This is a genomic window from Paenibacillus tabacirhizosphaerae (assembly GCF_040812395.1).
In the GTDB taxonomy this organism is placed as follows: Bacteria; Bacillota; Bacilli; order Paenibacillales; family NBRC-103111; genus Paenibacillus_E.
On the sequence record NZ_JBFNXH010000013.1, the window covers coordinates 131,309 to 158,097 of the forward strand.

The window sequence follows — 26,789 nt, forward strand, 5'->3', positions numbered from 1 at the left end:
AAAACTCGAAGGGGGCGGCTGCAATGGCAAGTGTGGATTTAACGCTGGAATGGAGCAGCGAGCAAGACGACAAAGAGATCACTCCCGAATTTATCCAAAAGCTTGAGGAATTGCTGAGCTTGGCAGGCGAGCTGGAAGGTGTAACAGCAGGGGAAGTAGCGCTTACGTTCGTTGATGATGAAGCGATTCATGAGCTGAACAAGCAATATCGCGACATGGACAAACCTACCGATGTGCTTTCCTTCGCTATGAGTGAGTTTGGCGAAGATGAGATCCAAATCAATTACGAGGACGGGGAAGAAGCCGGCGATGAGGATGAGGCTGCCTCGGAAGCATTCATCGAGCCCTTGGGCGATATTATCATCTCCGTGCCTCGCGCTATTGCCCAGGCAGAAGAGTACGGGCATTCCGTTGAGCGCGAGTTAGGATTCTTGTTCGTGCATGGCTTCCTGCATCTGATTGGCTATGATCATCAAACCGATGAGGAAGAGAAAACCATGTTTGCCAAGCAGGAGGATATTTTGCAGAAAGCAGGTCTGACTCGCTAATGACAGACGGCTTCCGTAAATGGCGCAGGAGCTTCCGGTATGCATACGAAGGAATCAAATATGCCCTTGATACGCAGCGCAATATGAAATTCCATTTTTGCGTTGCTTTTCTTGTTTTACTGGCTGCCCTGTTTTTTCAGCTGCCCAGAACGGATATCTTGTTTATTTTATTAGCCGTCACTTTAATGATCGTCACGGAGCTTATCAACACAGCCGTGGAAAAAACGGTGGATTTGGCAATGCCTGACCGGCACCCGCTTGCCAAGATTGCGAAGGACGTCGCCGCGGCGTCCGTCTTGGTGTCTGCGGGTTTTGCCGTCATCGTTGGAATGGTTGTTTTCTACGAGCCGATTGATTACTGGTTCCACAAGACGAAGCTGCAGGATACGCCCGTTTCAGCCGGGACGATCTGGGTGTTGATCGCACTCGTTATTCTTACTGTCATTGTTATTGAGACGCGTTTTTCTGATAAAGGGAAGCTCGTGCGACCCAGCTTGCTGGCCGCGCTTGCCTTTGCAGCGTCTACAGTTATTGCGATATTCGTCGAGATGACGATTGTGGCGCTGCTTGCTTATACGCTATCTGCACTTATTTTTATGATTTTATATGATAAAAAGACGAGAGCATTCCCTGCTTTATTGCTGGGGGCAATGATTGGTACCGTAGTAACCATTCTCGCTTTTATTTGTTTGCATAGGCTGGAATGGTAGTATAAACAGAAAGGATGGTGTCTATGGATCCTAAAGAACTCATTCAACAGGCTGCAGAAGCAATGAAAAAAGCTTATGTGCCTTATTCAAAATTTCAAGTGGGTGCCGCGCTGCTGGGAGCGGACGGTCATGTGCATCACGGCTGTAATGTAGAAAATGCGGCTTACGGGCCTACGAATTGTGCTGAGCGAACGGCGTTATTCCGTGCCATTGCTGACGGGAATCAAGCAGGCTCTTTTCAAGCGATTGCTGTGATGGGAGATACCGAAGGGCCGATTTCACCGTGCGGCGTTTGCAGACAAGTCCTCGTTGAGCTCTGCAAGCCGGACATGCCCGTATATTTGGGGAATCTAAAGGGCGACTTTTTACAGACGACTGTCGCTGAGTTATTGCCAGGTGCTTTCACAACAAAAGATTTGCATTCAATGGAGGAAAAGCAGTGACCAAAAAAGAGTTTAAATCAGGCTTCGTTGCCATTATCGGGCGTCCAAATGTGGGCAAATCGACATTGATGAACCAAATTATCGGACAGAAAATTGCTATCATGTCGGACAAGCCGCAGACTACGCGCAATAAAATTCATGGTGTTTACACGTCGGACAATGGCCAGATCGTCTTCCTGGACACACCGGGTATTCATAAGCCGACTTCTAAACTAGGCGATTATATGAGCAAAGTTGCTCACGGTACGCTGGGAGAGGTCGATGCCATTTTGTTTCTTGTCGATGTTGCCGAAGGCATTGGCGGCGGCGATCGCTACATCATTGAGCAGCTGAAACATGTGGAAACACCGGTCATTCTGGTTCTAAACAAAATTGATCGCGTTCAGCCGGAAGAATTGCTGCCAATTATCGTTAGTTATAAAGACCTCTATAACTTTGCCGAAATAATCCCCATTTCAGCGCTTAAAGGCAATAATGTAACAACCTTGCTGGAGCAAATTGTTCGCTATTTACCGGAAGGACCGCAGTATTATCCTGCTGATCAAATTACCGACCATCCGGAGCAATTCGTTTGCGCGGAGCTTGTGCGTGAGAAAATTCTCCACCTGACACGGGAGGAGATTCCGCATTCCATCGCGGTACAGATTGAAGATATGCGCGTCGAAGAAAGCGGATTGGTTCGTATTTCTGCCGTTATTTACGTCGAAAGAGACTCGCAAAAAGGAATTATTATCGGCAAGCAGGGCAGTCTGCTCAAAGAGATCGGAAAACAAGCCCGCAAAGATATCGAAACATTATTGGGTTCCAAAACATTTCTTGAGCTATGGGTCAAGGTCAAAAAGGATTGGCGGAATCAAGACCGCGTTCTGCGTGATCTCGGTTTCCGCCACGAATAATCAGTCTTGTTATGGCAATGCGCAATACCAGTAATTGCAAGGCATAGATAAACCTCCTCCGTACCATCCTATGTCTATCACGATCGATGGGGAGGATGCTGCACATGAAAGACTTTTCGTGGAAGTATTTTTCAATGACCGGTGATGTAGATGCTTACCTACTGTATAAACATGTGACCGTAGAACCTGGAATGGATACGGATATACAGGAAGAGGATCAAAGTAACGAAGAGCCGCTTGAAGGGCTGGAAGCCTGATATCAGGTCCTGAGCGGCGTTCATGGGGGATGTCAATTTTGCTGCGCAGTGTACAGGGGATCGTGCTTCGTAGTATGGACTACGGAGAGGGGAACAAGATCATTAGTCTGTTTACTCCCGAGCTTGGCAAAGTCAGCATCATGGCTCGGGGGGCCAAGAAAGTAAAGAGTAGACATGCCGCCGTTACGCAGCTTTTCACGTACGGCGATTTTGTGTTTTTCAAGCAAAGCGGCCAAATGGGTTCACTGAATAGTGCGGAAATCACCCAAGCCCATCATGCCTTGCGAGAGGATTTGCATATGTCTGCTTACGCCTCATATCTCGTAGAGATGACAGATAAGATGCTGGGCGACGAAGAAGGCAGTACTTATTTGTTTGAACAAGTTAAAGCGGGGTTGTCAGCCATCGAGGAAGGCAAAGATATGCAAATCGTTATTCATCTATATGAGATGAAGATGTTTGATTTGGCGGGTTATCTGCCGGTTACGGATGCCTGCGTCTCTTGTGGTGCGGATTCGGGGATTACGAGCTTCAGCCCTGCAATGGGAGGGGTGTTGTGCATGCGCTGCCGGCATAAAGATGCAGGTTCCATCCCCATTTGGGAGGGGACCTTAAAGCTGCTGAGATTATTCCCGAGATTGGATATGCGAAGGCTAGGTGCCGTGCAGGTGAAAGAAGAAACGAAGGCCCAACTGAAACAGTGCATGCGCACATATATGGATGTGCATGTCGGTGTACAGTGGAAATCGCGAGGATTTATTGAGCAAATGGAAAAGTATAACATCTGACAAAATAAACGCCGTTTGACATGTGCATCACGCTCTGATATTATTTGTGGAAAAATGTCTCATCAAGGATGCATCTGCATATTGGTGATCAAAGTCTGCCTCTAAACGCGGTCGCTCATCTTCGTAAGACCCCGGTAGAGGTTTTTCTTGTGCTTTCGTTCTGTTCTAGCCAAGCATACATACTAATGACTAATGTAGGGCCCCACCCCTAAAGGAAGGAGAACAAGGATATGATGGATCAACAATTACCAACTCGCGTCTATGTAGTCTCAGATTCGGTAGGGGAAACAGGGGAATCTGTCGTGCGAGCGGCAGCCATGCAATTTTACCCGGCGCCAGTGGAAATCGTGCGCGCGCCGTTCATTCATGATTTCGAAGGAATTAATCGCGTGCTGCAATCGATCCGGGCTCATGGCGGCATAGTCGTCTTCACGTTGGTCGTTCCAGAGCTTCGAGACGATTTGATCAGCAAAGCAAAGGAATACGAGATTCCTTATATTGATTTGCTAGGACCTATCGTGTCCACACTCGGCCAAGCGCTGCACCAAGAGCCGCGCAGGCAGCCAGGCATGATACATCCGCTGGACGAGGATTATTTCAAAAAGGTCGAGGCCGTAGAATTTGCTGTCAAATATGATGACGGTCGAGATTTTAGCGGAATACTAAAGGCGGACATCGTGCTGCTTGGCGTTTCACGAACCTCGAAAACCCCATTGTCCATGTACTTGGCGCATAAACGATTTAAAGTCGCCAATGTGCCGCTTGTACCGGAAATGCAGCCGCCTTCCGCTATATATTCGGTTCCGAAAGAAAAGATTATCGGCCTTCGGATTGACCCCGATAAATTGAACGTTATTCGGCAGGAGCGTCTGCGAACGCTTGGTTTAGCAGAAAATGCAACCTATGCGAATGTGGAACGTATTAAAATAGAACTGGCTTTCGCTGATAAAATTATGAGTAAAATCGGCTGTGTCATTTTCGACGTTTCCAATCGTGCGGTTGAAGAGACGGCTAGCCTGATCATGGATCATATCGAACGAATCCAGTAGAGGTTTTCTCATCCTACTAGCAGGATTTTTTACAAGTTCATCGTATATAATAGTACGGAGAGATTTCGACAGAGCATCGGAGGATGTGAGATGCGGGCTAGAACGATTATCGTCGATGCGGATGCTTGTCCGGTAAAAGCTGAAATTGAGCAGGCAGGCAGGCAATTCGGTGTGCAAGTATTGCTTGTTGCTTCCTTTGATCACCGGATGAAGGAAGGTTCAGGCGTCAAAATTGTTCAGGTGGATCGCTCTGATCAATCCGTAGACCTCTATATTGCCAATCATATTCATAGCGGCGATATTTTGGTGACGCAGGATTTCGGACTTGCCGCGTTGGGGCTGGCCAAAGGCTCGTTTTGCTTAACAAATCGAGGGCAGCAATATACGGATAGTACGATTGATTTTTTACTTGATCGCCGTCATACTTCTGCCAAAATGCGGAGAAGCGGCAAGCACAGCAAGGGGCCGAAACCTTTTACTGATGAGGATCGCCAATATTTTCTACATGGTTTGACAAAACTTTTAGTTCAGTTGCAGGAAATTGAAATCTAGTAGCGAATAGTAATGAGTCGGAAATACCGACATGAATTGCAGGTGGAACAACATGAGGTACGGACGCATACCTGAAGAGGTCATCGATGCTGTCCTCAAGCGCCATGACATCGTTGATGTGATTGGCCGGCATGTACATTTGAGCAAGCAAGGGCATTATATGAAAGGATTATGTCCTTTCCACTCGGAGAAAAGCCCTTCCTTTACCGTAACGCCGGAGAAACAGATCTATCGATGCTTTGGCTGCGGTGCGGGTGGTAACATCATCCGTTTTCTAATGGAAATTGAAGGTCTTAGTTTCTCAGAAGCCGTAACTAAGCTGGCTGAAGAAAGCGATATTCCGATTACTTGGGAGGAAACAACAGAAGAGCAGAGCGAGCTGCAGGCAGAGAAAGCAACCATGCTGAAAGCTTATGAATTTGCTGCAAATTTGTATCATTATATATTAGGCAATACGGAGCAAGGCAAAGTAGCTAAAGGCTATTTAGTCTCGCGGGGAATTTCCGATAAGCTAATTGATACGTTTAGGATTGGTTATGCTCCTGCGATGTGGGATACGCTTGTTCAACAGTTGGAGAAACGCGGATTTTCATTGCCGTTAATGGAGAAGAGCGGACTCATATCGGCAAGACAAGAGGGCAATGGTTTCTTGGACAAATTCCGAGAACGCATTATGTTCCCTATTTGCGACTCAGCCGGTAAAGTTATCGCATTCGGCGGAAGATCCATGGGCGATGCGCAGCCCAAATACCTAAACAGTCCAGAATCCATACTTTTTAACAAAAGCCGGACCATGTACAACATGCATCAGGCAAGACCGCATATGCGCAAGCTCCAACAAGCGGTGCTTTTTGAAGGTTATGTAGATGTGATTAAAGCTTGGGAGGCAGGCGTCAGTAACGGAGTCGCCACCATGGGTACCGCACTCACAAAGGAGCACGCGGCAGTATTGAACCGCAATGCGGACAAAGTCGTCGTATGCTATGACGGAGATAATGCCGGACAATCCGCGGCTTTCAAGAGTGTTCCGATTCTGGAAGAAGCAGGCTGCCAGGTTAATGTAGCCATGCTGCCTGACGGTAAAGATCCGGATGATTATGTTAGAAATTACGGTTTTGACCGATTTGTACGGGAGATCATAGAGCCTGCCGTGCCATCGATGAAATATAAGCTTTTGTATGTTCGTAAAAATTTCAAGCTGCATGAGGACGGTGACCGACTTCGCTATCTGCAAACCGCAGTTAAGATGATTGCCGATCTTCACTCGCCCATGGAACGTGAACATTATTTGAAACAGCTCGCTTCTGAATTTCCTGATTCTTCCTTCGAATCCATGAAGCTGGATCTTCATGAAATCTTGCTGCAATCGGAAAAAAACCGGCCAGACGGGGATAAGAAACCAAATCTGTGGAATAATGTTATGAATAATGGGAGAACAGCGGAACGAACACGAACGAAAACACCATCGCTTTTACCCGCTTATCACAATGCAGAAAGACTGCTTCTAGCCATCATGATGCATGATCGTGACGTAAGTAATCAAGTGGAAGCCCAATTAGGCGATGAATTTAATGTTGAAGCTCACGCAGTATTAGCTGCTTATTTATATGCTTACTACGCTCAGAACTCTGAGCCCGACGCAAGCCGATACATTGCCATGCTGCAGGATGAGCAGCTTGAGAGCTTAGCCAGCTCCATTGTTATGATGGGAGCCGGTCACGGAATGAATGAACAAGTGATTGACGACTATATTCGCCAAATTCGCAAAGTTCCGATGCAAGAAGAGATTGAACGAAAAAAAGAGGAAAGTGTCCGTGCCCAGCGCGCGGGCGACCATCTAAGAGCTGCACAAATTGCAATTGAGATTATTGCCCTAGAAAAGAAATTGAAGTCAACTTAGAACTGCTGTATGACTAGGGAGGAGGGAGTCCGTACTATGGCGAATGATCAGCGTACAGAACTAGAGACAGAATTAACCCTGGACCAGGTGAAAGACCAGCTTATCGAGCAGGGGAAAAAGCGGTCCTCACTGACTTACAAGGATATTATGGAGAAATTGGCTCCCTTCGATCAGGATCCGGAACAAATCGATGAGTTTTTCGAACAGCTCTCCGAGCATGGCATCGATGTAGGTAATGAATCGGACGATGAGATGTCGATGAATCCTGACGAGCAAGAACGCGATGAATTTAACTTCGATGATGATCTGGCTTTACCGCCAGGCATTAAGATTAACGATCCTGTTCGTATGTATTTGAAAGAAATTGGCCGTGTACCGCTTCTTTCTGCGGATGATGAAGTGGATTTGGCCAAGCGGATTGAAAATGGCGACGAGGAAGCAAAAAGACGCTTAGCCGAAGCTAACCTTAGACTCGTAGTCAGCATTGCTAAACGTTATGTAGGTCGGGGTATGTTGTTCTTGGATTTAATTCAGGAAGGCAACATGGGGCTTATTAAAGCTGTTGAAAAGTTCGATCATACCAAGGGTTATAAGTTCAGTACGTATGCTACTTGGTGGATTCGTCAAGCGATCACACGCGCAATCGCGGACCAAGCGAGAACGATTCGAATTCCGGTACATATGGTCGAGACGATTAATAAGCTGATTCGGGTTTCTCGTCAATTATTGCAAGAGCTTGGGCGTGAACCGACACCTGAAGAGATTGCCAAAGAGATGGACTTGAGTACGGATAAAGTCAGAGAAATTATGAAAATTGCACAAGAACCTGTTTCGCTCGAAACGCCAATCGGCGAAGAGGACGATTCTCACTTGGGTGATTTCATCGAGGATCAAGAAGCATTGGCACCAGCGGATGCAGCAGCTTACGAGCTTCTGAAAGAGCAGCTTGAGGATGTTCTGGATACGTTGACCGAGCGGGAAGAAAATGTGCTGCGTTTGCGTTTCGGATTGGATGACGGACGTACGCGCACACTTGAAGAAGTTGGTAAAGTATTTGGCGTTACACGTGAACGGATTCGTCAAATTGAAGCGAAGGCGCTTCGTAAACTAAGACATCCTAGCCGAAGCAAAAGATTAAAGGATTTCTTGGAATAAGGTGTTTAGCTCTGCCCCATCGAAGTGGTGGGGTCTTTTTTTGCTTATTTGTGTAAACAACCCCTAATAGCTTTATTGTATTTCTCCGATATAGTAGCTAGGTAGGAAGGTGAGCGTACTATGGATGCCGAAAAACGAAAAATAATTGTAAAAGAAATCGAGCATTGGCGTAGAAGCAGGCTGCTGCCAGAGCATTATTGTGATTTTCTGATGAATTTATATGTAGACGAAGGAATGGAAAAAACGAAATCGGTAATGGGTGTATCCGCATCCTCAGTAGTAAACATTAATTGGAAAATTTGGATAATCGCTTTGGCGGTAATTACCGCTCTAGCCTTATCTGCTCTTAATTTTAACTCTTTTGGAATGCCAATGCAAATTGGAATTTCCACTCTTTTTGTCGTGATTTGTTACTTTTTTGGATACAAGCAAAAGAGTAAAGCTCCTGTTATAAGTTACCTGATTTATGGTCTTGCTTCCAGTTCATTGCTTTTTATTGGTATGTACTTAATGCACAGCTATGATGTAAGTTCGTCATATGTGTATGTGGGGTATATTGCTTTCTGTAGTTTGGTTTGGCTGATCAATGGTCTGACCGGGCGTATGGCTATTTTTCAATTCTGCGGTTGGATTGGGCTTGTTGCTGTATATGGATGGATGCTCCTCCAGAAGCTTGAGTACCCCGGATGGTTTTCTCTTGAAATTAGCTGGATTCCAGTTAGTATAGTACTTATATGGATCGCTTGGCTTGTGCATCATACGAATAAGCAGGCAGCAGGAATTCTTCTGGTGGTCGGTGGTTTAGTTTGGTTTGCCCCTGAAGCGGTAACTTTTTTGGTAGATGTGGATATGAGCTCGCGTGTTATTCAATTATCGTTTACAGGGAAATTGGTCTCAGCGGGAATCGCGTTATTTTTGTTACGTAAAAAATGGGTAGAGTGGGTAATGTGAAGCATGGTGAAATTATCAGAAAGACTTCAAATGATTGCGGAGCGGGTTCCTCAAGGTTCGAGGCTCGCCGATATTGGTTCAGATCACGCGCTGCTTCCGACTTATTTGGCACAGAATGGCGTTGTTACCTTTGCTGTGGCAGGGGAAGTGAATCCAGGGCCTTATGAGGCGGCAAAGCGGCAAGTTCTGGAAAGTGGATTGTCTAAAACAATTAGTGTAAGATCCGGTGATGGCTTAGCGGTCATTGAGCCCGGTGAAGTGGATGTGATTACGATTGCAGGTATGGGCGGAAGTCTGATGGCCAGCATTTTGGATGCGGGCAAAGAAAAGCTGCAAGGTGTGTCTAAACTCATTTTACAGCCTAATGTGGGAGAAGATCAGGTTAGGCGCTGGCTGGATGAGCAGGGCTGGTTTCTGGAGACAGAGGCTATTCTGGAGGAAGATGGGAAGATATACGAAATCTTGACGGCGGTTCCAAATGAGAAACAGTTGAAAGATCAATTGCAGTCGCTTTACCAGAACCGCAGCTTGCCTGGCCATAAGACAGTGGACAAATTCCGTCTTCTTCAAATGGGGCCATATTTGGTAACGGAGGCTCCCGCTGTCTGGTTTAAGAAATGGGAGAGTGAGCTGGAAAAGCTGAACATGATACAGACTCAATTATCACATTCCTCGGCTGAAGCATCCAAAGTCAAAGCTGAACAAATCGGCCAGGAGATTCGCGAAATCAAGGAGGTCCTCGCTTGTTTGCAAAAGGTCAAACCGTAATCCAGCTGTTTGAGCAGCTGGCACCCAAGCATTATGCGATGCCTGACGATAAAATCGGCCTACAGCTTGGATCCTTGCAAAAGGAGATCAAAAAAGTGCTTGTCGCTCTGGATGTAACCGATGAGGTGGTCGAAGAGGCGATTCGCCTTGAGGCAAACCTCATTATTGCCCACCATGCGATCATTTTCCGTCCGCTTGCGCATCTGCAGACTGATACGCCGGCCGGTCGGTTATACGAAAAACTAATTAAGCACGATATTGCCGTCTATATCGCTCATACGAACCTTGATGTGGCGGAAGGCGGCATCAACGATATGATGGCGGCGTCGCTAGGCCTCACCGACCTTACGCATCTCGAAGATGTCCACACGGAGAAGCTGCAGAAGCTGGTAGTGTTCGTCCCGGAGACGCACCACCAGCAAGTGCTGGATGCCCTCTTCATCGCGGGCGCGGGGTGGATCGGGCAGTACAGCCACTGCAGCTTCAACATCCCCGGCACGGGTACGTTCCTGCCGCAGGAAGGAACGCACCCGTATATCGGGGAGGCGGGCAAGCTGGAACGCGTACAGGAAGTACGCGTTGAGACGATCGTAACCGCCAGCGTACAGCGCAAGGCGGTTCAAGCTATGCTGAAGGCCCACCCCTATGAGGAGGTGGCCTATGACCTCTACCCGATGGACCTCAAGGGTAGAGTGTTCGGTCTGGGCCGCGCGGGCAAGCTGCCCGCGGCGACGACGCTCCGCGAGCTAACAGAGCTCGCGAAGCGGGTGTTCGACGTGCCGGCGGTGCGCGTCGTCGGCGATCTGGCCCGGCCCATACGCAAGGTGGCCGTGCTGGGCGGTTCTGGCGGCCGCTACATGCGGCACGCCATGTTTGCCGGCGCTGATGTGCTCGTCACCGGCGACATCGACTACCACACCGCGCACGATGCGCTTGCGGCGGGGATTGCGCTCATCGACGTTGGTCATAACGTCGAGAAGATCATGAAGCGCGGCGTGGCTGAGTATCTCGCCGCGCAGCTGCTAAAGACAGACACGCAAGTGCTCGCGTCTGAAGTAAACACGGAGCCATTTCAATTCCTCTAGGCTCATATTGGATAGCGAGGGAACGAACAACAGTTGTAATTCATGTGCATTCCTTGTATACTAGCCTATGCATCGGAAAGTTTGACAGACAATCGCTGGCATGGCGACATGCGAGAGGAAAGTCCGGGCTCCATAGGGCAGGGTGCTGGATAACGTCCAGTCAACGCGAGTTGAAGGATAGGGCCACAGAAATGGACCGCCGATGGCGCCGCCGTCTCATGACTGCGGATGTTGACAACCTTATGGTTGCAACCGCACAGGCAAGGGTGGAACCGTGGTGTAAGAGACCACGAGGTTCTATGGTGACATAGATCCTGGTAAACCCCACTTGGAGCAAGACCTAGAGGAACGCAAGCCGCTCTCGAAGCGGCAGTCTTAGCCCGAGACGCGTTCGGGTTGGTCGCTTGAGCTGTACAGCAATGTATGGCCTAGATAGATGATTGTCGCTTCAATGGTGGCAGGGGAGCAGACGCCCGTTACGACCACTGGAAGTACAGAACCCGGCTTACGGCAAACTTTCCATACTGTCGGTTACCCGCAAGGCTTCGCGCTTTGCGGGTTTTACTTTTCTGAGTGGTTATACCAATCTCATTGTTGACATTCATTTCAAATCGTCATTAATATAGTTCGTACATATTTATTTGCTAAACGAATGGGAGGCTTATCATGAGTGATCATCACCTTCACGATGAATCGACAGTTCTTGTTCAAGAACTAGCATGCATATTTGGTCAATTGACACGGTCCAGCAATACGAGTGCGTCCTTTAAAGGCTTGCGGCAAAGCGAGTTCAGACTGTTGACGACAGTGTCCTATTACGCTGGCCCTGACTCTGCGGGCATCAAAATATCCGAACTTAGCAAAGCTATGAAAATGACGCCGGCGGGAGCGACGCATCTTGTAAGCGCGCTTGAGGAAAACGGGTTTCTGGAACGATTAGCCGACCCGGTCGACCGCAGAATTGTATTAGTGCGGCTTACGACATCGGGCGAAGAACAGATCAAAGTGACGGAAGCGCATTTTTTTGATGTGTTTAAAGGGCTGGCCGCTCATCTGGGTGAAAAAGATAGCAGAGAGCTCGTTAGATTACTCCAAACAAGCCTGCTTTTTCTAAAAGGGGAGAATAAATAAGATTACAGCGAATACAAAAACGCCATCCGTATCGGGTGGCGTTTCTGCATATTCACTTAAGACGTATATTTTTGGAGGATTTGCTCCATTTGGCGGGACAGGCTTTGCGGTAAAAAAGAAGTTGAGGTTGAGGTCGAGGTTGCTGTTGTGCCCTTTGCTTGTTGGGCGAGCTGAACGGCTTTGACAACGTCGATTAATCCAAAACCAAAATAGACATCCCTTCCAGGAGAACCTAAATCTTGAGCCGATTGTCTCATAATCTCATAGACTTCCGTGTTTTTAAGTGCAGGATTCGTTGAGCGAATCAAGGCAGCGAGGGCAGTCACATGCGGGCTAGCCATAGACGTTCCCGACAGGGCTGCGTATTGGTTGCCCGGGTATGTGCTGGCAATGCTTACCCCCGGTGCAGCTACATCGATATAGTCGCCATAATTGGAAAATGGCGCTTTATTATTTTCAGCGTCTGTCGCAGCCACTGCGAACACTTCCGGGTAGGCCGCCGGGAAACCTGGGCGTTCCGTATTGTCATTTCCGCTAGCTGCAATAAGGGCAACATCTTTATCATAGGCGTATTTGATGGCATCGTGAAGAAAGCCGGAATCCGCGTAATTGCCGAGACTTAAGTTCATTACTTTGGCGCCATGGTCAGCGGCCCAGATAATACCTTGAGCGACCGAATATGTGCTGCCGGCTCCAGTTTGATCCAGCACTTTAACAGGAAGAACTTTATTGTACCAAGTCATGCCGGCAACACCTAAATTATTGTTGACGAGCGCTGCGATCACGCCGGTTACATGAGTGCCATGCCCGACATCATCCTGTGGAGTATCGGTGCCGCTGATCACATTATAGCCGGGCAGCAGTTGCCCCTGAAGGTCTGGATGCTGCAAGTCAACGCCGGTATCAACAACAGCGACTACCACGTCTTTGGCCCCGCGGTTAAGCTGCCATCCTTGCACCGTCTCAATGAGAGGCAAGTTCCATTGATATTTACTGTACAAATTATCATTGGGCATGAAATTCTGGCTGATTGTGCTTGAATTTGCAGAGGTGCTATCTGAATAATAATCATCTGATCTGGTGCTGGCGGGATCGCTGTGGGTATAGCCATTCGTCAAATATAAGAAATGAGGCTCCACATAAGCGACATCCCATTTCTTAAAATAGGCCATTAATTGTTTCGCTTCCATGCCTTCCGTACGAAATACATAAGTATATCCGAGTTTTTGCACATAGTTAGCTTTGATTTCGGATTTTATTTGCGCAAGCTGAGCATCGCTAGGATTTTGCTTGAAACGAACGACGACTTCGTTTTGCTGATAATGACTCGTGCCTTGATTATCTTCGGGATGATCAACAACTTTATCTTGCAATGTGTCCGTATCGACGGATTCCACTTTCCATCGATTTTCATTTGGATAAGGCTCAAGCCGCAAATTTTTGCGTTGATGATCGGCAACCTGATGCAAAATATCCTGGTGAATCACGCCAATCAAAGAACCATCGGCCTTATCTGAAGGCAGTCCTAACACGAAGTAGATGTGTTGGCCTTGGCCGAATTGCGGCGATTGATAATGTTTGCCTGCATCAACCGCTGTTTTTGCCTCTTTCATGAAGTTTGAAGTCTGGTCTGTATTAACTTTTGGCAGGTCGCCTTCCTTTATGCCTTGATCTAATGCTTGATTGCGCTTCGACCAAATGAGCACATCCATCTTCTCATGTCCGGATTTCATTTGCTTAAGCACATGGGCGGCGGGCTCCCCGGTTTCGATCCGTCCGATCATTTTGGCGAAATCAAGTGAGCATTGGCTTCTGCATAAATCATCGGTGAGCTTGACATCTTGATCCAGAAGTGTTTGTTTGCTGGCAGTTTCATACTTTGCCCTATAGACTTCAGGTCCAGGCGTTGTTTGGGGATTGTGCCGATCGGTGAACATGAAAATGCCTAAACCTAATACAAATAGGAATGTACATACATAACGCCACATGAAATAGGCCTCCTCGGGTTGAACGCTTTTGTAGTTTTAGGGTGAGGTGCAGAGCTTTGATTTATGCATGCCAACTAGAGTTTTGCATATACCTTTTCTGACTTTTTTATGGTAGGATAGGAATAGCGCAATTAGAGGAGGTCTTCATGAATGGCTGTTTTTAATGTCAAAAATATTTGTGATTCTACGCGTACGAAACTGAAAGAAACAACTGCCAAAATGGAGCTGTTTCTAAATCAACATTCACTTAACCAATTAAATGTGGAAAATGACCCGGCGATGGATGAGTTTTACCGTGGTTATTTGCAAGATACACGCCATCTGCTTGTATTTTGCGAAGTTGCCTATGAGAAATTAGGCGTTTGTTTGCGTCGTCCGACGTTTAACGTGGATTTTTCTGAAAAAGTACTTTATGAAGTGTATCATACATGCGTAAATACATTTTTCTATCCCAAAAACGAGTGCTATTCCGAGGATGGCCGCTATGCCTATACAGGACAAGATGCTATTCGCTTCCGCAAAAAGCCTTCCCGCGAAGTGCGCGATCTGACGATTGAGCTTTCCAAAGTTTTTGAAGAGCTGCGCGAAGACTTGGCTTATTATGAAACAGACTATATTACACAACGCCGTATGCAAGGCGAAAAAGTATAGTTGGTTGAGTTTATAGACACAATGACTAACAAGAGATGCGACTTTATAAGCGCATCTCTTTTCTTATAGGGAGGCATGTCCATGGATCGTGATCTATTGATTGCAAACAGCACGGCGATTATTAAACTTAATCAGCATCCCCGGGGAGGGTATGCCGCATCACCTTTATTTACCCATTATACATATAGTTGGCTCAGAGATGGGACCTTCATTGCCTACGGAATGGATCAGGCCGGTGAAAAGGAAAGCTCGGAGAAGTTTTATCGCTGGGTACACCGTGTATTGAAGGACAAGCGCAGTATTGTCGATGCTTTGATCGGTAAGCATGAGCGGAAGGAATGGATTGATCGCAGCGAATTTCTCGGAACGCGCTATTACTTGGATGGCCGGGATGACCGCTCCGAGTGGGGGCATTTCCAGTTGGATGGCTATGGCGCCTGGTTGTGGGGATTGACAGAACATATACGGTCTACAGGGAATCGTGCACTTCTTGAAGAGCTTCGGGAAAGTGTTGAGATCACGGTCGATTATTTAATGACCTTCTGGCATTACCCCAATTTCGACTGTTGGGAAGAGTTCCCCGACTTTGTACATCCAGCTACCTTAGCTTGTGTCTATGGCGGGTTAAAAGCTATTGGAGAGCTTGAGCATCGTCCGGCTTTACTTGAGAGAGCTGAACAGATTCAAGCCTTCTTATTGGCGCATGCCGTTCAGGACGGTCGGTTTGTGAAGTCAATTCAATGTGTGAATGAAGTCTGGCAACCTGTGCTGTCAGGGGTGGACGCTAGCTTATTATGGTTATCAGTTCCATTTGGTGTATGTCGACCTGAGGATCCGATCATGCAGCAAACAGTCCAGGCAATAGAGCAAGATCTGAAACATGGAGGCATTCAGCGATACGCTGCCGATACTTATTACGGGGGAGGAGAGTGGATTCTTCTGACCGCATGGTATGGCTGGTTGAAAGCTGAAACGGGAGACCGCCCAGAGGCAATTAAATGTTTAGAATGGATCATCAGTAAGGCTGACGATCTGGGAAGACTGCCTGAACAGGTAGCGGACTATCTTCGCGATCCTTCTGCTTATGAAGAGTGGGTTACCAAATGGGGGGAACCTGCACTGCCGCTCTTATGGTCGCAAGCTATGTTTTTGGTGCTATCTAACAAACTGAAATAGGCATAGGTCCCCTTGATGACGGGCAAATTGTTAGGGGGGTGATCATTATGCCGGATGTCAAATGTGCAGTTGCCAATTGCGAATATTGGACGCAAGGCAACAATTGCAACGCGAATTCGATCATGATTGAAGTGGATCAGCACGCGAACATCAACTACAATGAGGAATTTGCTGGAGAATCGTTTGGTTCCGAACATCAGGATACTGCAAGCAAAGCTGCGAATACGTGCTGCCATACGTTCGAGCCCAAAAAAAGCAAATAGCTGAAGTGTCGCGGAGGCCATATGAAAACAGACGACGTCCCCTTCGATAAAATAGCGAAGGAGCGCTTCCAGCAGGACCAGCTTCGCATGGAGAGCGGACTCAACCATAAGGAAGAGTACGCGGCTGAGATTACTGCTCCGGCGCGAAAAATTACTTATGCGGAACAATACCGCTCTGCAAAAGCGAATGCAAGAGACGCACGCACAGATCCTGTGGAGGATGAAGAGATCGAGGAGCTGGTCGAATCCGTAACTCGCAACAAAGCAGTCGGCTATATCGCGCTATTCGTAGCGTTAGCCTCTCTCTTTGTGTGGCCTGTTTTATTAGGCGTCTCAGGCGTAATCTTAGGCATTATCGCGGTTTTTTTCGGCAATAAAGCGCTTGGCTCCTGGTCTATTGGGCTTGGGTTAGTCGCTGTTGCTGCCTATTTTTTGTTAATTCCATATGCATAATCGTTATACGAAGCAAGCCGAGTCCATCGGCTTGTTTTCTTTTGTTTATAAATGAAAAAACGGAAGATTCGGGTTTCAGAAGGATCTATGGCGGGTAAGGTACCGTTGTTGGCTCATTTTAGCCCCTATGCTCCCGTTTGCTCGTACTTTTTGGCGTCAGGTGACATAAACGCACCTTTGATTGCTTACAGTATTATTATATAATGAAAAGTAATATTTAAAATTTAAATTGACATTTAAGGGAGGTGTACCTACTCTCCTTGGTGTGATAGAAGCACTTTATAGGGGATAGGTAAGGTATTGGATGATCCTTTACCCGCAACGTTGATTAGTTTTTTATTAATGCTCGGACTGGTATTATTGAACGCTTTTTTCGTGGCAGCAGAATTTGCGATGGTGAAAGTTAGAGGAAGCCGAATCGATTCGCTCGCAGAAGAAGGTCACCGAAATGCGAAATTTGCCAAAGGCATTATGAATAATCTCGATGCATATTTATCTGCTTGTCAGCTAGGCATCACGCTTACATCGCTCGGACTTGGTTATGTCGGTGAGCCGACGTTTGCCAAAATATTGGAACCGATTCTCGGTCCGCTGCATTTACCGGATTCCGTCTTCCATACCATTACGTTTATCATTGCTTTCTCGTTGATGACAACACTCCATATTACTTTGGGTGAGCAGTTTCCTAAGACGTATGCGATTCGAAAACCGGAACAGGTAACGTTAATTGCTTCTGGCCCTTTAGTCGTGTTTCACAAAATGATGTATCCCTTCATCTGGATGCTGAACGGGGTTTCCAATTGGATGCTTCGACGTGCAGGGATTGAACCGACGACTGAACACGAGGTCGCCCATACGGAGGAAGAAATTCGAGTTCTGATGAAAGAAAGCCACAAAAGAGGGCATATTGATAATACAGAGCTTACGCTTGTTGATAATATATTTGAGTTCGCAGAGACGACCGCCCGAGAAATTATGATTCCAAGAACGGAAATGGAATGCCTGTACGCGGGTCTCACGTATGCGGAAAATCTTGCGATTGCGATAAAAGAAATGCGTACACGCTATCCCGTTTGCGATCCGGACAAAGACAATATTATTGGTTTCGTCCATATTAAAGATCTGTTAAAGCCAGATGCGAACCTTAAAGGCATTAAAAAAATTATTCGACCGATTACGACGGTCCCGGACTCTATTCATATTAGCGATTTACTTAAAATGATGCAGAAACGGAAGAGCCAAATGGCGCTTCTGATTGATGAATACGGGGGTACTTCAGGTTTAGTGACGCTGGAGGATATTATGGAAGAAATCGTAGGCGAGATTCAAGATGAGTTCGATGAAGAGCGCCCGACGATTGAAATAAAGGATGAAAACACATTTTCGATTGACGGACTGCTGTTAATTGATGAAGTGAACGAATACTTTGGTGTCGGTATTGAGTCGGATGATTACGATACAATCGGCGGGTGGATTTATTCACAGACTGAGATACCGCCAAGTAAAAATCAGCAAGTTGTTTACAATGATGAATTAATGTTCATCGTGGAGGAGACCGATCATTTGCGCATCTCGCGGGTAATTGTGCGGAAGATGACCGAACAAACCGAGCTGCTGCAACAGAACATATCTTGAAAAGGGAAAGGGACAGCCTGAGGGCTGTTTCTTTTTTTGTCTAGTCGTCAGGGCTCAAATCGTGTACAATGGAAGCAACAACATTTGACAGAAACGAGGTCTCAGGGTGAACGCCATTGATCCTAGAGTTATGAAAGAACTTCTGCAACTTCAGCTGTTAAATAAGAGCAGCTTATTAACAGGGGGATCATCGACTTCAAGTACAGAAGATTCGAGCGACTTCAGCTCTCTTTTGGACACTGTAATGGGAAGAACCTCAGGAGCGGGCAGCGATGGCCAAGACCAGCTATCGACCTTGCTGGGAACCGCAAGCAGTTCGCTACCCAATTCACTAAGTGCCTTAGGTAAATCTTACACACCTCTGCAAACGGTTAGCAAAGCGTCGACAGCCGCTCAGTATGACGAGTTGATTCATGCCGCTAGTAAGCGTTATGGTGTAGATACATCTCTTGTCAAAGCGGTGATTCAGCAGGAGTCTGATTTCAATCATCGTGCGGTATCCTCAGCAGGCGCTAAAGGCTTGATGCAGCTCATGGACGGAACCGGCAGCGGGTATGGCGTGACGAATCCCTTTGATCCTCAGCAAAATGTGGATGCAGGCACGCATTTCTTAAGTTCATTAATAAAGAAGTACAATGGAAATGAAGGAGTCGCGCTTGCCGCTTATAATGCAGGGCCTAATCGTGTAGACCGTCTAGGTATTCGAGATGATCAAGATTTGGCGAACAAACTTCATTTACTGCCGAAAGAGACGCAAACGTATGTCAATAAAGTGCTCGGCTACAAGCGGGGCTTTTCATTATAAAATTATGAAATAAGGGGCGCACGCTGCTCCTTATTTTTGTGTTTTTGATCAAATGATATAGAATGTTTGAGTTATTGTTGATTTTACGTTTTAATGGTGAAGAGAATGATTGTGGGAATGGAAAGAGATAGAGGGGAATCAAGAACATATGCTTTATCTGGATTATGCGGCGACAACCCCGCCTTATGAGGAAGTCATCGATGCCGTAACAGAAGTAATGAAGGGTCATTATGGGAACCCATCTTCGATCCATCGGTTGGGCATGCAGGCGGAGAAGCTGCTGCAAAACTCGAAAGAGGTCATGGCTGGGGTACTAGGCATTCAGCCGGACGAACTCATTTTTACGTCTTGCGGGACGGAAAGCAACAATCTTGCGATTAAAGGAGCAGCGTATAGCTACAGGAATCGCGGAAACCATTTGATTACGACGCAAATCGAGCATCCATCTGTTCGTGAGGTGTTCCGACAGCTAGAGCGCGAAGGATTTCGTGTCACTTATCTGCCGGTGAACCATAAAGGCGTAGTCAAGCTGGAGGCTTTGCGAGAAGCGCTCTGCGAGGAAACGATTCTTGTAAGTGTCATGCATGTAAACAATGAGGTGGGCAGTATCCAGCCCATTCGTGAGATAGGTGCCATACTGGCGGGGTATCCGAAAGTCGTATTCCACGTAGATGCCATACAGGCGATAGGAAATTTGCCATTTCTGCCTCAGGCATGCAGGATAGATTTATGCAGCGCATCCGCTCATAAATTCAGGGGCCCGAAAGGTGTGGGATTTCTATACCGCAGACAAGGGGTGCTGCTGCAGCCGCTGCTAGCCGGCGGAGGTCAGGAATACGGCTTGCGGTCCGGAACGGAAAATGTTCCGCTGCTTGTCGGGATGGCGAAAGCGCTAAGACTTACCTTGGCGGATAGGGGGGCGAAAACGGAGCGGCGTTACGCAGTCAGACGGCGAATCGTAGAAGGAATCGCGTCTATACCTGAATTAACGTTAACGGGCTCTGACCTAGCAGTCGAAATGGCCCCGCATATTGTCCATTTTGCTTTTGCCGGTATGAAGGCTGAGGTTGTGGTGCATGCTTTAGAGCAAAGAAATATTTACATTTCGACGAAGTCTGCTTGTGCATCAGGTGAAGCGGATCCTAGTGAGGTTATGCTGGCAATGGGCTGCACCCGAGAACTGGCTTTAAGCGGGCTCCGCGTAAGCTTCTCAGAGGAACATACAGAAGCGGAAGCGGATGAATTTATTAGTGCGCTAAGGCAAGTTGTGGATGAGCTTGCCCCAATGCTTAGGAGATCAACAGCAAGAAGGGGAAAACGATTATGAAACCAGATTGTATGATTTTACGACTAGGGGAATTGACGCTTAAGGGCAGGAATCGCAAACGCTTTGAGCATAGTGTCATGGCACAGATTCGCAAGGTACTGGCTTCGTTTCCCGATTTGAGGTATATTCCTGAGTATGGACGCGTATATGTGGAGCTAGGGGGAGCGCCGTTTGAGAAGGCTTCTGCCGCTTTAATCAAAGTTTTTGGGCTTTCATCTTTTAGTCCCGCCTATCACGCTCCGCTTGAGCTGGAGGCCATTCAGGAGCTAGCGCTCCGCATGATGCAGGATTTGCCCAAACAGCCAGCTACTTTCAAGGTAAGCGTGCGAAGGGTGAATAAATCATTCCCGCATGATTCTCAGCGAATGAATTATTTGGTCGGAGGCTACGTGCTGCAAGCTTGTCCTGGCTTACAGGTAGATGTCCGCCATCCAGAGGTGGAGCTTCGAATCGAGCTGCGCGAGGAAAGAGCCCTTCTATACGCCGAAGTCGTGGATGGTGCCGGGGGATTCCCGCTGGGAACGAGCGGCAAGGCGCTTCTTTTGCTGTCGGGCGGGATCGATAGCCCTGTTGCCGGCTGGCTGGGTATGCGAAAGGGGCTGGAAATCGAAGCCATTCATTTCCACAGCATGCCCTTTACTAGCGAGCGAGCCAAGGAGAAGGTCATCGAGTTAGCTCGTCAGCTTGCGGGCTACACAACTTCCATTACCTTACATATGGTGCCGTTTACGGAAGTTCAGACATCTATCCACAAGGTATATCAGGATAATTTATTAGTTACTTTGATTCGCCGAGCGATGTACCGCATCGCTGAGAAGGTTGCAGACCGCGAAGGTCTGGAGGCGCTTGTTACGGGCGAAAGCTTGGGACAGGTCGCAAGTCAAACGTTGCCAAGTTTGAACGCAATCGGGCGGGTCGTCACGCTGCCGATTTTGCAGCCGCTCATGATGATGGACAAGCAAGAGATTGTCCGGATCGCAGAGAACATAGGGACGTTTCCCATTTCGATCTTGCCTTACGAAGACTGCTGTACGTTGTTCCTGCCGCCGTCGCCTAGTACGAATCCGAACTTGCGGATGGTGGAAAAGATCGAGGACAGCATGACCTTCTTACCGGAGCTTATCGAACAAGCCGTTCAGCGAACAGAAACGATAACAATTGTTCATAACCAGAAGGAAGAGTCTGCCGAACAACATTTGTTTTAAAATAACGAATAAATGATTCACCCAAATTAAGCACATCCGTGGAGGTTATGAATGATGATAGATGCGCTCATTTTGTTTTTACAAATTATGTTGATTAATATTGTGTTGAGTGGGGACAATGCCGTTGTGATTGCGTTGGCAAGCAAAAATCTCCCGCTGAAGGATCGCAAACGCGCCATTTGGTGGGGGGCTTTCGGCGCTATTGCCTTGCGTTTAGTTCTTACACTCGTAGCCGTGAGCTTGCTGGATATTCCATATATCCAAGCTGGGGGCTCGATCTTGCTGTTCTGGATTGCGGTCAAGCTGCTGACCGACGACGATAGTCATGCGAACGTACGTGAGGCTTCGACGCTAGGTAAAGCTATCTGGACGATTATTGTTGCGGATTTCGTGATGAGCTTAGATAATGTACTCGCTATCGCCGCCAAGGGTAATGGCAATAATACAGTCATAATTCTTGGTATTGGTCTCAGTATTCCCATCATCATCTGGGGCAGTACCTTGGTTATGAACTTGCTGCATAAATATCCGATTCTGATCTACATCGGTTCTGCGATACTTGGATATACCGCGGGAGAAATGTTCGTCAAAGATGAGAAAATGATAGATTGGTTCCTAATCGACTATGAATTTCTCCATGTTTTGATTCCGATCGCAACAACTGTTCTGGTTGTTGGCATCGGTTTTACAATCAAATGGGCACGCGCATATAAGATGAAAACAAGAAACGAATAGTGGTCATGAACGCCAGGCTGAGCTTTATCCCAGCTTGGCGTTTTTTTGTTATTGAAACTTTTTTCCATTTTTACCGTCTAGATAGGTAGATGGTTGAAGACAAGAAGGGAGTTTGACAAGTGAATTTAAGTCGTAAATGGGGACAATCCTTTTGGATGACCGGCATCTTACTGGGAATGGTGCTTGCCTTGCTGATTCAGCTGAATCCAATCTTTAGCGGCACAGCACAAGCAGAAGAAGCTAAAATTGAGATTCAAACGCAAGTGGGATTCGGGACATCCAATGTGAAACAGGGAAGGGAGACGCCTGCGGTCATCACGCTTCGAAATGCGGGGGGCGCTGTATCTGGCGATCTTGTTATTCAAATCGGCAATCCAAACGGAGCTAAGGATTTCAGCTATGCACAGCATGTGGAGCTTCCACAGGGCAGCACGAAGGAGATTAAGCTGAATTTGCCAAGCTATCCTTATACCAAGGGGAATAATCGAATATCCTTTTATGAAAACTCGGTTCAAAATGGCAAAAAGCTTACACTGGATGGGAATACATATCTGGAGGCTTCCAACATTCCCAGAGACACGATCCAAGTTGGCGTATTAGCGAGAGATGCAGATACATTAAATTTCCTTGCGCTTCTCAACCAATCGGGGAAAAAGGTAAATGTCCTGCACCTGAAACAAACAGACATTCCTGAAACCGCGCTTGGACTAGACGGTCTTGATGTGATCGTGCTCAACGATTTCGCATCGGATACGCTGACTCAGGGACAAGTGCAGGCTATACAGGGGTGGACAAAGCGAGGGGGATCGCTTATTTTGGCTGGGGGCGCGGGTTACCCTAAAACTGCAGCGCCATTTGCCGAAATGGCTCCCGTTGTTTATAAAAGTACGCTAACCGTACAAGATCTGCCTCAATTAGCGAAAAAGGGTGAAAAAGAGCTGCTTATCCCGCAGCCATTCACACTTTCACTTGCTCAGCTTACGACAGGCGCTGAAACTTTTATAGCTGAAGGTGGCATTCCGGTCTATGCTCAAAAATCCTATGGAACAGGTTCGATTATTTATGCAGCCTATGATTTATCCTTAAACCCGCTTGCCTCCTGGAATGGAAACCCTAAGCTATGGGATCAGGTACTTGCCGTGCCTTTGGACCGCTCAAATTTGAACTCGATGAATCAGATGCGAGGCAATGAACCGTACTGGGAACTGAATAATGCATTGGAATATTTCCCTGAGCTGCAGACGCCTAAATTGGCTGTTTTAGCTTGGGTGATGCTATTCTATGCGATCGTTGTTGGGCCGTTGCTCTATTTCGTCCTACGGCGCTTGGATCGGAGAGAGTGGGCTTGGGTGGTTATTCCGGTTGCCGCTATTGTAACGAGCATCGGCATTTTTCAATTCGGAGCAACGAATCGGGGAAATATGATGGCTCAAGCTTTTCATACGATTGAAATGGATGGCTCTGGGTCAGGCGTTAAGCATTCCTTGGTCTCTGTTTTCCTGCCCAAGGGCGGTCAGCTGGACATGGAATTCCCGCATCTTACGGAAGTACGGCCTTTCTTGCAAAATGATGTGTATACGATGCAGCAAATAAATGAAGAGAGCGAACTTGTCATTCGTTCGGGGCAGGAGAAAACGCAAGTTCGTTTGCAAAACATTCCTTATTCTTCGCTAAGTAAAATGGTTATCGATGAAGACAGCCCCGTCCCAATCGGAAATTTGGCTTATAAAGTAACTATGTCTTCAGGGAACTCGGCTAAAGGCGAGGTTACCAATTCGACTAAGCAGGATCTTGAGGATGCGGCTGTTCTTATCAATCGATCGTATATCCGAATTGGAACCATTAAAGCAGGGGCCACGGCGGCGTTCGACTCAGCTGCCGGCTGGGGCATTTCGTATGCGCAGGATGTTGCCAATGTTGCTTTCCCGAATTCTTCATCCGGTGGAATAGATGCCGGGTTGCATCAACGATCGCTCTTGGATGCCTATCTATTTGATAAAGCGAAATTGACCGGCGGATTCGAACCGATGATCTTGGGGTGGATGAAGGATAACACACCGCTAGCCCTTGCTAGCGGCAAGAAGCTGCCCGCAGAGCAGTTGACGTTAGTCGTACAACATATGAAAATGGATTATGTTGCGACAGATGGGAAGATCGTACTCCCTAGTTCACTCTTGGTTCCGGAAATTACAGATAATCATTTGAAAGTGAGCTCATTTAATTTCCAGAATGGCCCGTATATGCAAATGGGTGAAGGAGAAATTACGTTTGACTACAAATTGCCTGCTATCGTTGGGGCCGCCTACCAAAAGATGAACATTCAAAGTGAACCTAATAAAGACGTGAATGTTGAGATCTGGAATGCGCAATCCAAGGCATGGGAGACGCTTGATTTGAAACCAAACATGGACTTTGAAGAAGAAAAGTTGCAGACCTATCTTTTGGAAGGGAATTCCATACGCATGAAGGCGTCTACGCTGCAAAATAACACGATGTTTCGTATCCCCGGAGTTTCGATGGAAGGGAGAGTAAAGCCATGATTGATATTCAAGCGTTAACGAAAAGGTATGGCAATTTCACAGCTCTGGATACGTTGACGATGCAGATTGATAAAGGTACTGTATTCGGGTTTGTCGGGCCTAACGGGGCTGGTAAATCGACTACGATGTCCATTTTGGCCACGCTGCTCAGTCCGACTTCGGGAACTGCGAAGGTTGGGGGTTACGATGTTACTGAAAAGCCGAAGGAAGTTCGCAAGTTAATTGGTTATATGCCTGACTTTTTTGGCGTCTATGATAATTTTAAGGCTACGGAATATCTGGATTTCTATGGCGCCAGCTATGGCATTCCGAGAGCGGAGCGGTTGAAGCTTATTCCACAGCTGCTTGATCTTGTCAATTTATCAGAAAAAGCGGATTTTTACGTGGATTCCTTATCCAGGGGGATGAAACAGCGCCTTTGTTTAGCGCGATGTCTTGTACACGAGCCGGAAGTGTTGATTCTCGATGAACCCGCATCGGGCTTGGATCCGCGAGCTCGCATTGAGATGCGGGAAATTTTGAAGGAACTGAAGGCAATGGGGAAAACGATCATCATCTCCTCGCATATTTTGCCGGAGCTAGCGGAAATGGTTGATGAAATTGGCGTTATTGAGTACGGCAAGCTGATCGCAAAAGGGAAAGTGGCGGATATTCAGAATCGGATGAAAGCCAATCGCGTCCTGCATGTGCGAGTCGTCGGGCAGCGGGAAGAAGCTGCGGAATTCCTTGAACACCAGCCGCACGTTTCGATGGTTTTTACGGATGAGAAAGGAATTCACGTTCATTTTGGGGGCGGGGACGAGGACCAGTCGCTGTTACTTTTGAAACTTGTCGAGAAGGGGTTTCAAGTTGTTTCTTTCAATGAAGCGCTGACTAATTTGGAAGATGTATTCTTAGAAATAACGAAGGGAGGCGGGGCGCACGATGAGCAGCAAATTAAGTTGGATTAATCCGGTGATGGAGAAAGAATTCCGCTTGCGGATGCGAACGGTTCGATCTCCCATCTCGATCCTTGTCTATTTACTCGCCATCGGTCTTCTGGCGCTTGGCTTTGCTTATATTTCGATGGGCAATCGACCTGGCGGGGCGCTTAGTACAACCAAGAGCAGTGAGCTGTTTTATTTCTTGAGCGGCGCTCAGCTGGTGCTGATTGCGTTCATGACGCCGGGGTTAACCGCAGGAGTCGTAAGTGGCGAGCGCGAGAAACAGACCTTAAATATGCTGCTGACGACGCAGCAAAGCTCGAGCGCGATTATTTTAAGCAAGTTGTTTTCCTCCCTTAGCTTTATGCTTTTGACTGTAGTTGCCTCAATGCCGCTCTACAGCATTGTCTTTTTGTTTGGAGGCGTATCGCCTTGGCAGCTCTTATCCGTTTTCCTGTTTTATGTGTTTGTTATGCTGCTGTTTGGAGCTGTTGGTATCTTTTTCTCAACCATTCTGAAAAAAACGGTCATCTCGGTCATTGCTACGTATGGCTTTGTTCTGTTTATTTTTGGATTCACCGCGCTGGCGGGCCTGTTCTTCGGACAGTTCAGTGGGAAGGGCATGAATGAGGAAACACTTGGATACTTCCTGAGCTTTAATCCAATGGCCGTGTTGATAAGCATTATGATTCCTGATTTTGCGAAGCAACTATTCAAAGGGCATACTTGGCTGCAAATGTGGCATCTGTTTATCGGCGCGTACACCTTGGTTTCCGTATTGTTGATTTGGCTCAGTATCCGTTATCTGCGGCCGATTATGAAACGTGGAAAGTAGTGCAGGTCCGTCTTTTGAGA

Annotated in this window: 27 protein-coding genes and 1 other RNA gene; 27 read left to right on the forward strand and 1 reads right to left on the reverse strand. The window is 47.2% G+C overall.

The window, feature by feature from the left end; all coding sequences use genetic code 11:
• The first annotated feature begins 32 nt into the window (after positions 1-32).
• From ybeY to ABRS97_RS20885, 15 genes are all read left to right on the forward strand, one after another.
• Positions 33-548, forward strand: a complete 516-nt coding sequence (gene ybeY / locus ABRS97_RS20815; RefSeq protein ID WP_367817228.1) for an rRNA maturation RNase YbeY — start codon at positions 33-35, stop codon at positions 546-548.
• Positions 548-1,258: a diacylglycerol kinase family protein gene (locus ABRS97_RS20820; protein ID WP_367817148.1), complete on the forward strand. Its 711-nt coding sequence runs from the start codon at positions 548-550 to the stop codon at positions 1,256-1,258. The genes ybeY and ABRS97_RS20820 overlap by 1 nt, the downstream gene beginning before the upstream one ends.
• Before the next feature lie 23 nt (positions 1,259-1,281).
• A complete protein-coding gene (locus ABRS97_RS20825) occupies positions 1,282-1,701 on the forward strand; it encodes a cytidine deaminase (protein ID WP_367817150.1) in 420 nt (139 codons plus the stop codon).
• Positions 1,698-2,597, forward strand: coding sequence for a GTPase Era (gene era / locus ABRS97_RS20830; protein WP_367817151.1), 900 nt, complete (start codon positions 1,698-1,700; stop codon positions 2,595-2,597). The genes ABRS97_RS20825 and era overlap by 4 nt, the downstream gene beginning before the upstream one ends.
• A gap of 104 nt (positions 2,598-2,701) precedes the next feature.
• Complete coding sequence (locus ABRS97_RS20835; RefSeq protein ID WP_367817153.1) at positions 2,702-2,854, forward strand: YqzL family protein; 153 nt, start codon at positions 2,702-2,704, stop codon at positions 2,852-2,854.
• A gap of 38 nt (positions 2,855-2,892) precedes the next feature.
• Positions 2,893-3,642 carry a DNA repair protein RecO gene (gene recO, locus ABRS97_RS20840; RefSeq protein WP_367817230.1) on the forward strand — a complete coding sequence of 250 codons (750 nt, stop codon included), beginning with the start codon at positions 2,893-2,895 and terminating at the stop codon, positions 3,640-3,642.
• Between the two features lie 230 nt (positions 3,643-3,872).
• Positions 3,873-4,691 (forward strand): pyruvate, water dikinase regulatory protein, encoded by an 819-nt coding sequence (locus tag ABRS97_RS20845; RefSeq protein ID WP_483312486.1) that lies wholly within the window; start codon positions 3,873-3,875, stop codon positions 4,689-4,691.
• A 90-nt stretch (positions 4,692-4,781) separates the two neighbouring features.
• Positions 4,782-5,243 carry a YaiI/YqxD family protein gene (locus ABRS97_RS20850; RefSeq protein WP_367817154.1) on the forward strand — a complete coding sequence of 154 codons (462 nt, stop codon included), beginning with the start codon at positions 4,782-4,784 and terminating at the stop codon, positions 5,241-5,243.
• Between the two features lie 52 nt (positions 5,244-5,295).
• Positions 5,296-7,143 (forward strand): DNA primase, encoded by a 1,848-nt coding sequence (dnaG, locus tag ABRS97_RS20855; RefSeq protein WP_367817156.1) that lies wholly within the window; start codon positions 5,296-5,298, stop codon positions 7,141-7,143.
• A gap of 36 nt (positions 7,144-7,179) precedes the next feature.
• Positions 7,180-8,298 carry an RNA polymerase sigma factor RpoD gene (gene rpoD / locus ABRS97_RS20860; RefSeq protein WP_367817157.1) on the forward strand — a complete coding sequence of 373 codons (1,119 nt, stop codon included), beginning with the start codon at positions 7,180-7,182 and terminating at the stop codon, positions 8,296-8,298.
• Positions 8,299-8,418: 120 nt separating this feature from the next.
• On the forward strand, positions 8,419-9,249 hold the full coding sequence (locus tag ABRS97_RS20865) for a hypothetical protein (protein WP_367817158.1): 831 nt from the start codon (positions 8,419-8,421) through the stop codon (positions 9,247-9,249).
• 3 nt (positions 9,250-9,252) lie between these two features.
• A complete protein-coding gene (locus ABRS97_RS20870) occupies positions 9,253-10,017 on the forward strand; it encodes a tRNA (adenine(22)-N(1))-methyltransferase (RefSeq protein WP_367817159.1) in 765 nt (254 codons plus the stop codon).
• A complete protein-coding gene (locus ABRS97_RS20875) occupies positions 9,993-11,102 on the forward strand; it encodes a Nif3-like dinuclear metal center hexameric protein (RefSeq protein WP_367817160.1) in 1,110 nt (369 codons plus the stop codon). The genes ABRS97_RS20870 and ABRS97_RS20875 overlap by 25 nt, the downstream gene beginning before the upstream one ends.
• A gap of 76 nt (positions 11,103-11,178) precedes the next feature.
• Positions 11,179-11,625, forward strand: an RNA gene (rnpB, locus tag ABRS97_RS20880) — RNase P RNA component class A.
• A 143-nt stretch (positions 11,626-11,768) separates the two neighbouring features.
• Complete coding sequence (locus tag ABRS97_RS20885) at positions 11,769-12,233, forward strand: MarR family winged helix-turn-helix transcriptional regulator (RefSeq protein ID WP_367817162.1); 465 nt, start codon at positions 11,769-11,771, stop codon at positions 12,231-12,233.
• 56 nt (positions 12,234-12,289) lie between these two features.
• Here the strand turns inward: ABRS97_RS20885 and ABRS97_RS20890 are convergent, their stop codons facing one another.
• Positions 12,290-14,221, reverse strand: a complete 1,932-nt coding sequence (locus ABRS97_RS20890) for a S8 family peptidase (protein ID WP_367817164.1) — start codon at positions 14,219-14,221, stop codon at positions 12,290-12,292.
• A 150-nt stretch (positions 14,222-14,371) separates the two neighbouring features.
• Here ABRS97_RS20890 and ABRS97_RS20895 point away from each other — a divergent pair, with 150 nt between their 5' ends.
• The 12 genes from ABRS97_RS20895 (at position 14,372) to ABRS97_RS20950 (ending at position 26,769) form a co-directional block, all read left to right on the forward strand.
• On the forward strand, positions 14,372-14,872 hold the full coding sequence (locus ABRS97_RS20895) for a YpuI family protein (RefSeq protein ID WP_367817166.1): 501 nt from the start codon (positions 14,372-14,374) through the stop codon (positions 14,870-14,872).
• Between the two features lie 81 nt (positions 14,873-14,953).
• Positions 14,954-16,048, forward strand: coding sequence for a glycoside hydrolase family 15 protein (locus ABRS97_RS20900; protein ID WP_367817167.1), 1,095 nt, complete (start codon positions 14,954-14,956; stop codon positions 16,046-16,048).
• A 47-nt stretch (positions 16,049-16,095) separates the two neighbouring features.
• Positions 16,096-16,311 (forward strand): DUF1540 domain-containing protein, encoded by a 216-nt coding sequence (locus tag ABRS97_RS20905; protein WP_367817169.1) that lies wholly within the window; start codon positions 16,096-16,098, stop codon positions 16,309-16,311.
• 21 nt (positions 16,312-16,332) lie between these two features.
• The gene (locus ABRS97_RS20910; protein WP_367817170.1) at positions 16,333-16,764 is read left to right on the forward strand and encodes a hypothetical protein; all 432 of its coding nucleotides are present in this window, start codon (positions 16,333-16,335) and stop codon (positions 16,762-16,764) included.
• 342 nt (positions 16,765-17,106) lie between these two features.
• Complete coding sequence (locus ABRS97_RS20915) at positions 17,107-18,399, forward strand: hemolysin family protein (protein WP_367817234.1); 1,293 nt, start codon at positions 17,107-17,109, stop codon at positions 18,397-18,399.
• Positions 18,400-18,505: 106 nt separating this feature from the next.
• On the forward strand, positions 18,506-19,204 hold the full coding sequence (locus tag ABRS97_RS20920; RefSeq protein WP_367817171.1) for a lytic transglycosylase domain-containing protein: 699 nt from the start codon (positions 18,506-18,508) through the stop codon (positions 19,202-19,204).
• Positions 19,205-19,352: 148 nt separating this feature from the next.
• Complete coding sequence (locus tag ABRS97_RS20925) at positions 19,353-20,531, forward strand: cysteine desulfurase family protein (protein ID WP_367817173.1); 1,179 nt, start codon at positions 19,353-19,355, stop codon at positions 20,529-20,531.
• On the forward strand, positions 20,528-21,736 hold the full coding sequence (thiI, locus tag ABRS97_RS20930; protein WP_367817174.1) for a tRNA uracil 4-sulfurtransferase ThiI: 1,209 nt from the start codon (positions 20,528-20,530) through the stop codon (positions 21,734-21,736). Before ABRS97_RS20925 ends, thiI begins: the two co-directional genes overlap by 4 nt.
• A 54-nt stretch (positions 21,737-21,790) precedes the next feature.
• Positions 21,791-22,471, forward strand: coding sequence for a TerC family protein (locus tag ABRS97_RS20935; protein WP_367817235.1), 681 nt, complete (start codon positions 21,791-21,793; stop codon positions 22,469-22,471).
• 119 nt (positions 22,472-22,590) lie between these two features.
• Positions 22,591-25,011: a DUF7408 domain-containing protein gene (locus ABRS97_RS20940; protein WP_367817176.1), complete on the forward strand. Its 2,421-nt coding sequence runs from the start codon at positions 22,591-22,593 to the stop codon at positions 25,009-25,011.
• Positions 25,008-25,961, forward strand: coding sequence for an ABC transporter ATP-binding protein (locus ABRS97_RS20945; protein WP_367817178.1), 954 nt, complete (start codon positions 25,008-25,010; stop codon positions 25,959-25,961). The genes ABRS97_RS20940 and ABRS97_RS20945 overlap by 4 nt, the downstream gene beginning before the upstream one ends.
• Positions 25,936-26,769, forward strand: coding sequence for an ABC transporter permease (locus ABRS97_RS20950; protein ID WP_367817179.1), 834 nt, complete (start codon positions 25,936-25,938; stop codon positions 26,767-26,769). Before ABRS97_RS20945 ends, ABRS97_RS20950 begins: the two co-directional genes overlap by 26 nt.
• The last annotated feature ends 20 nt before the right edge of the window (positions 26,770-26,789 follow it).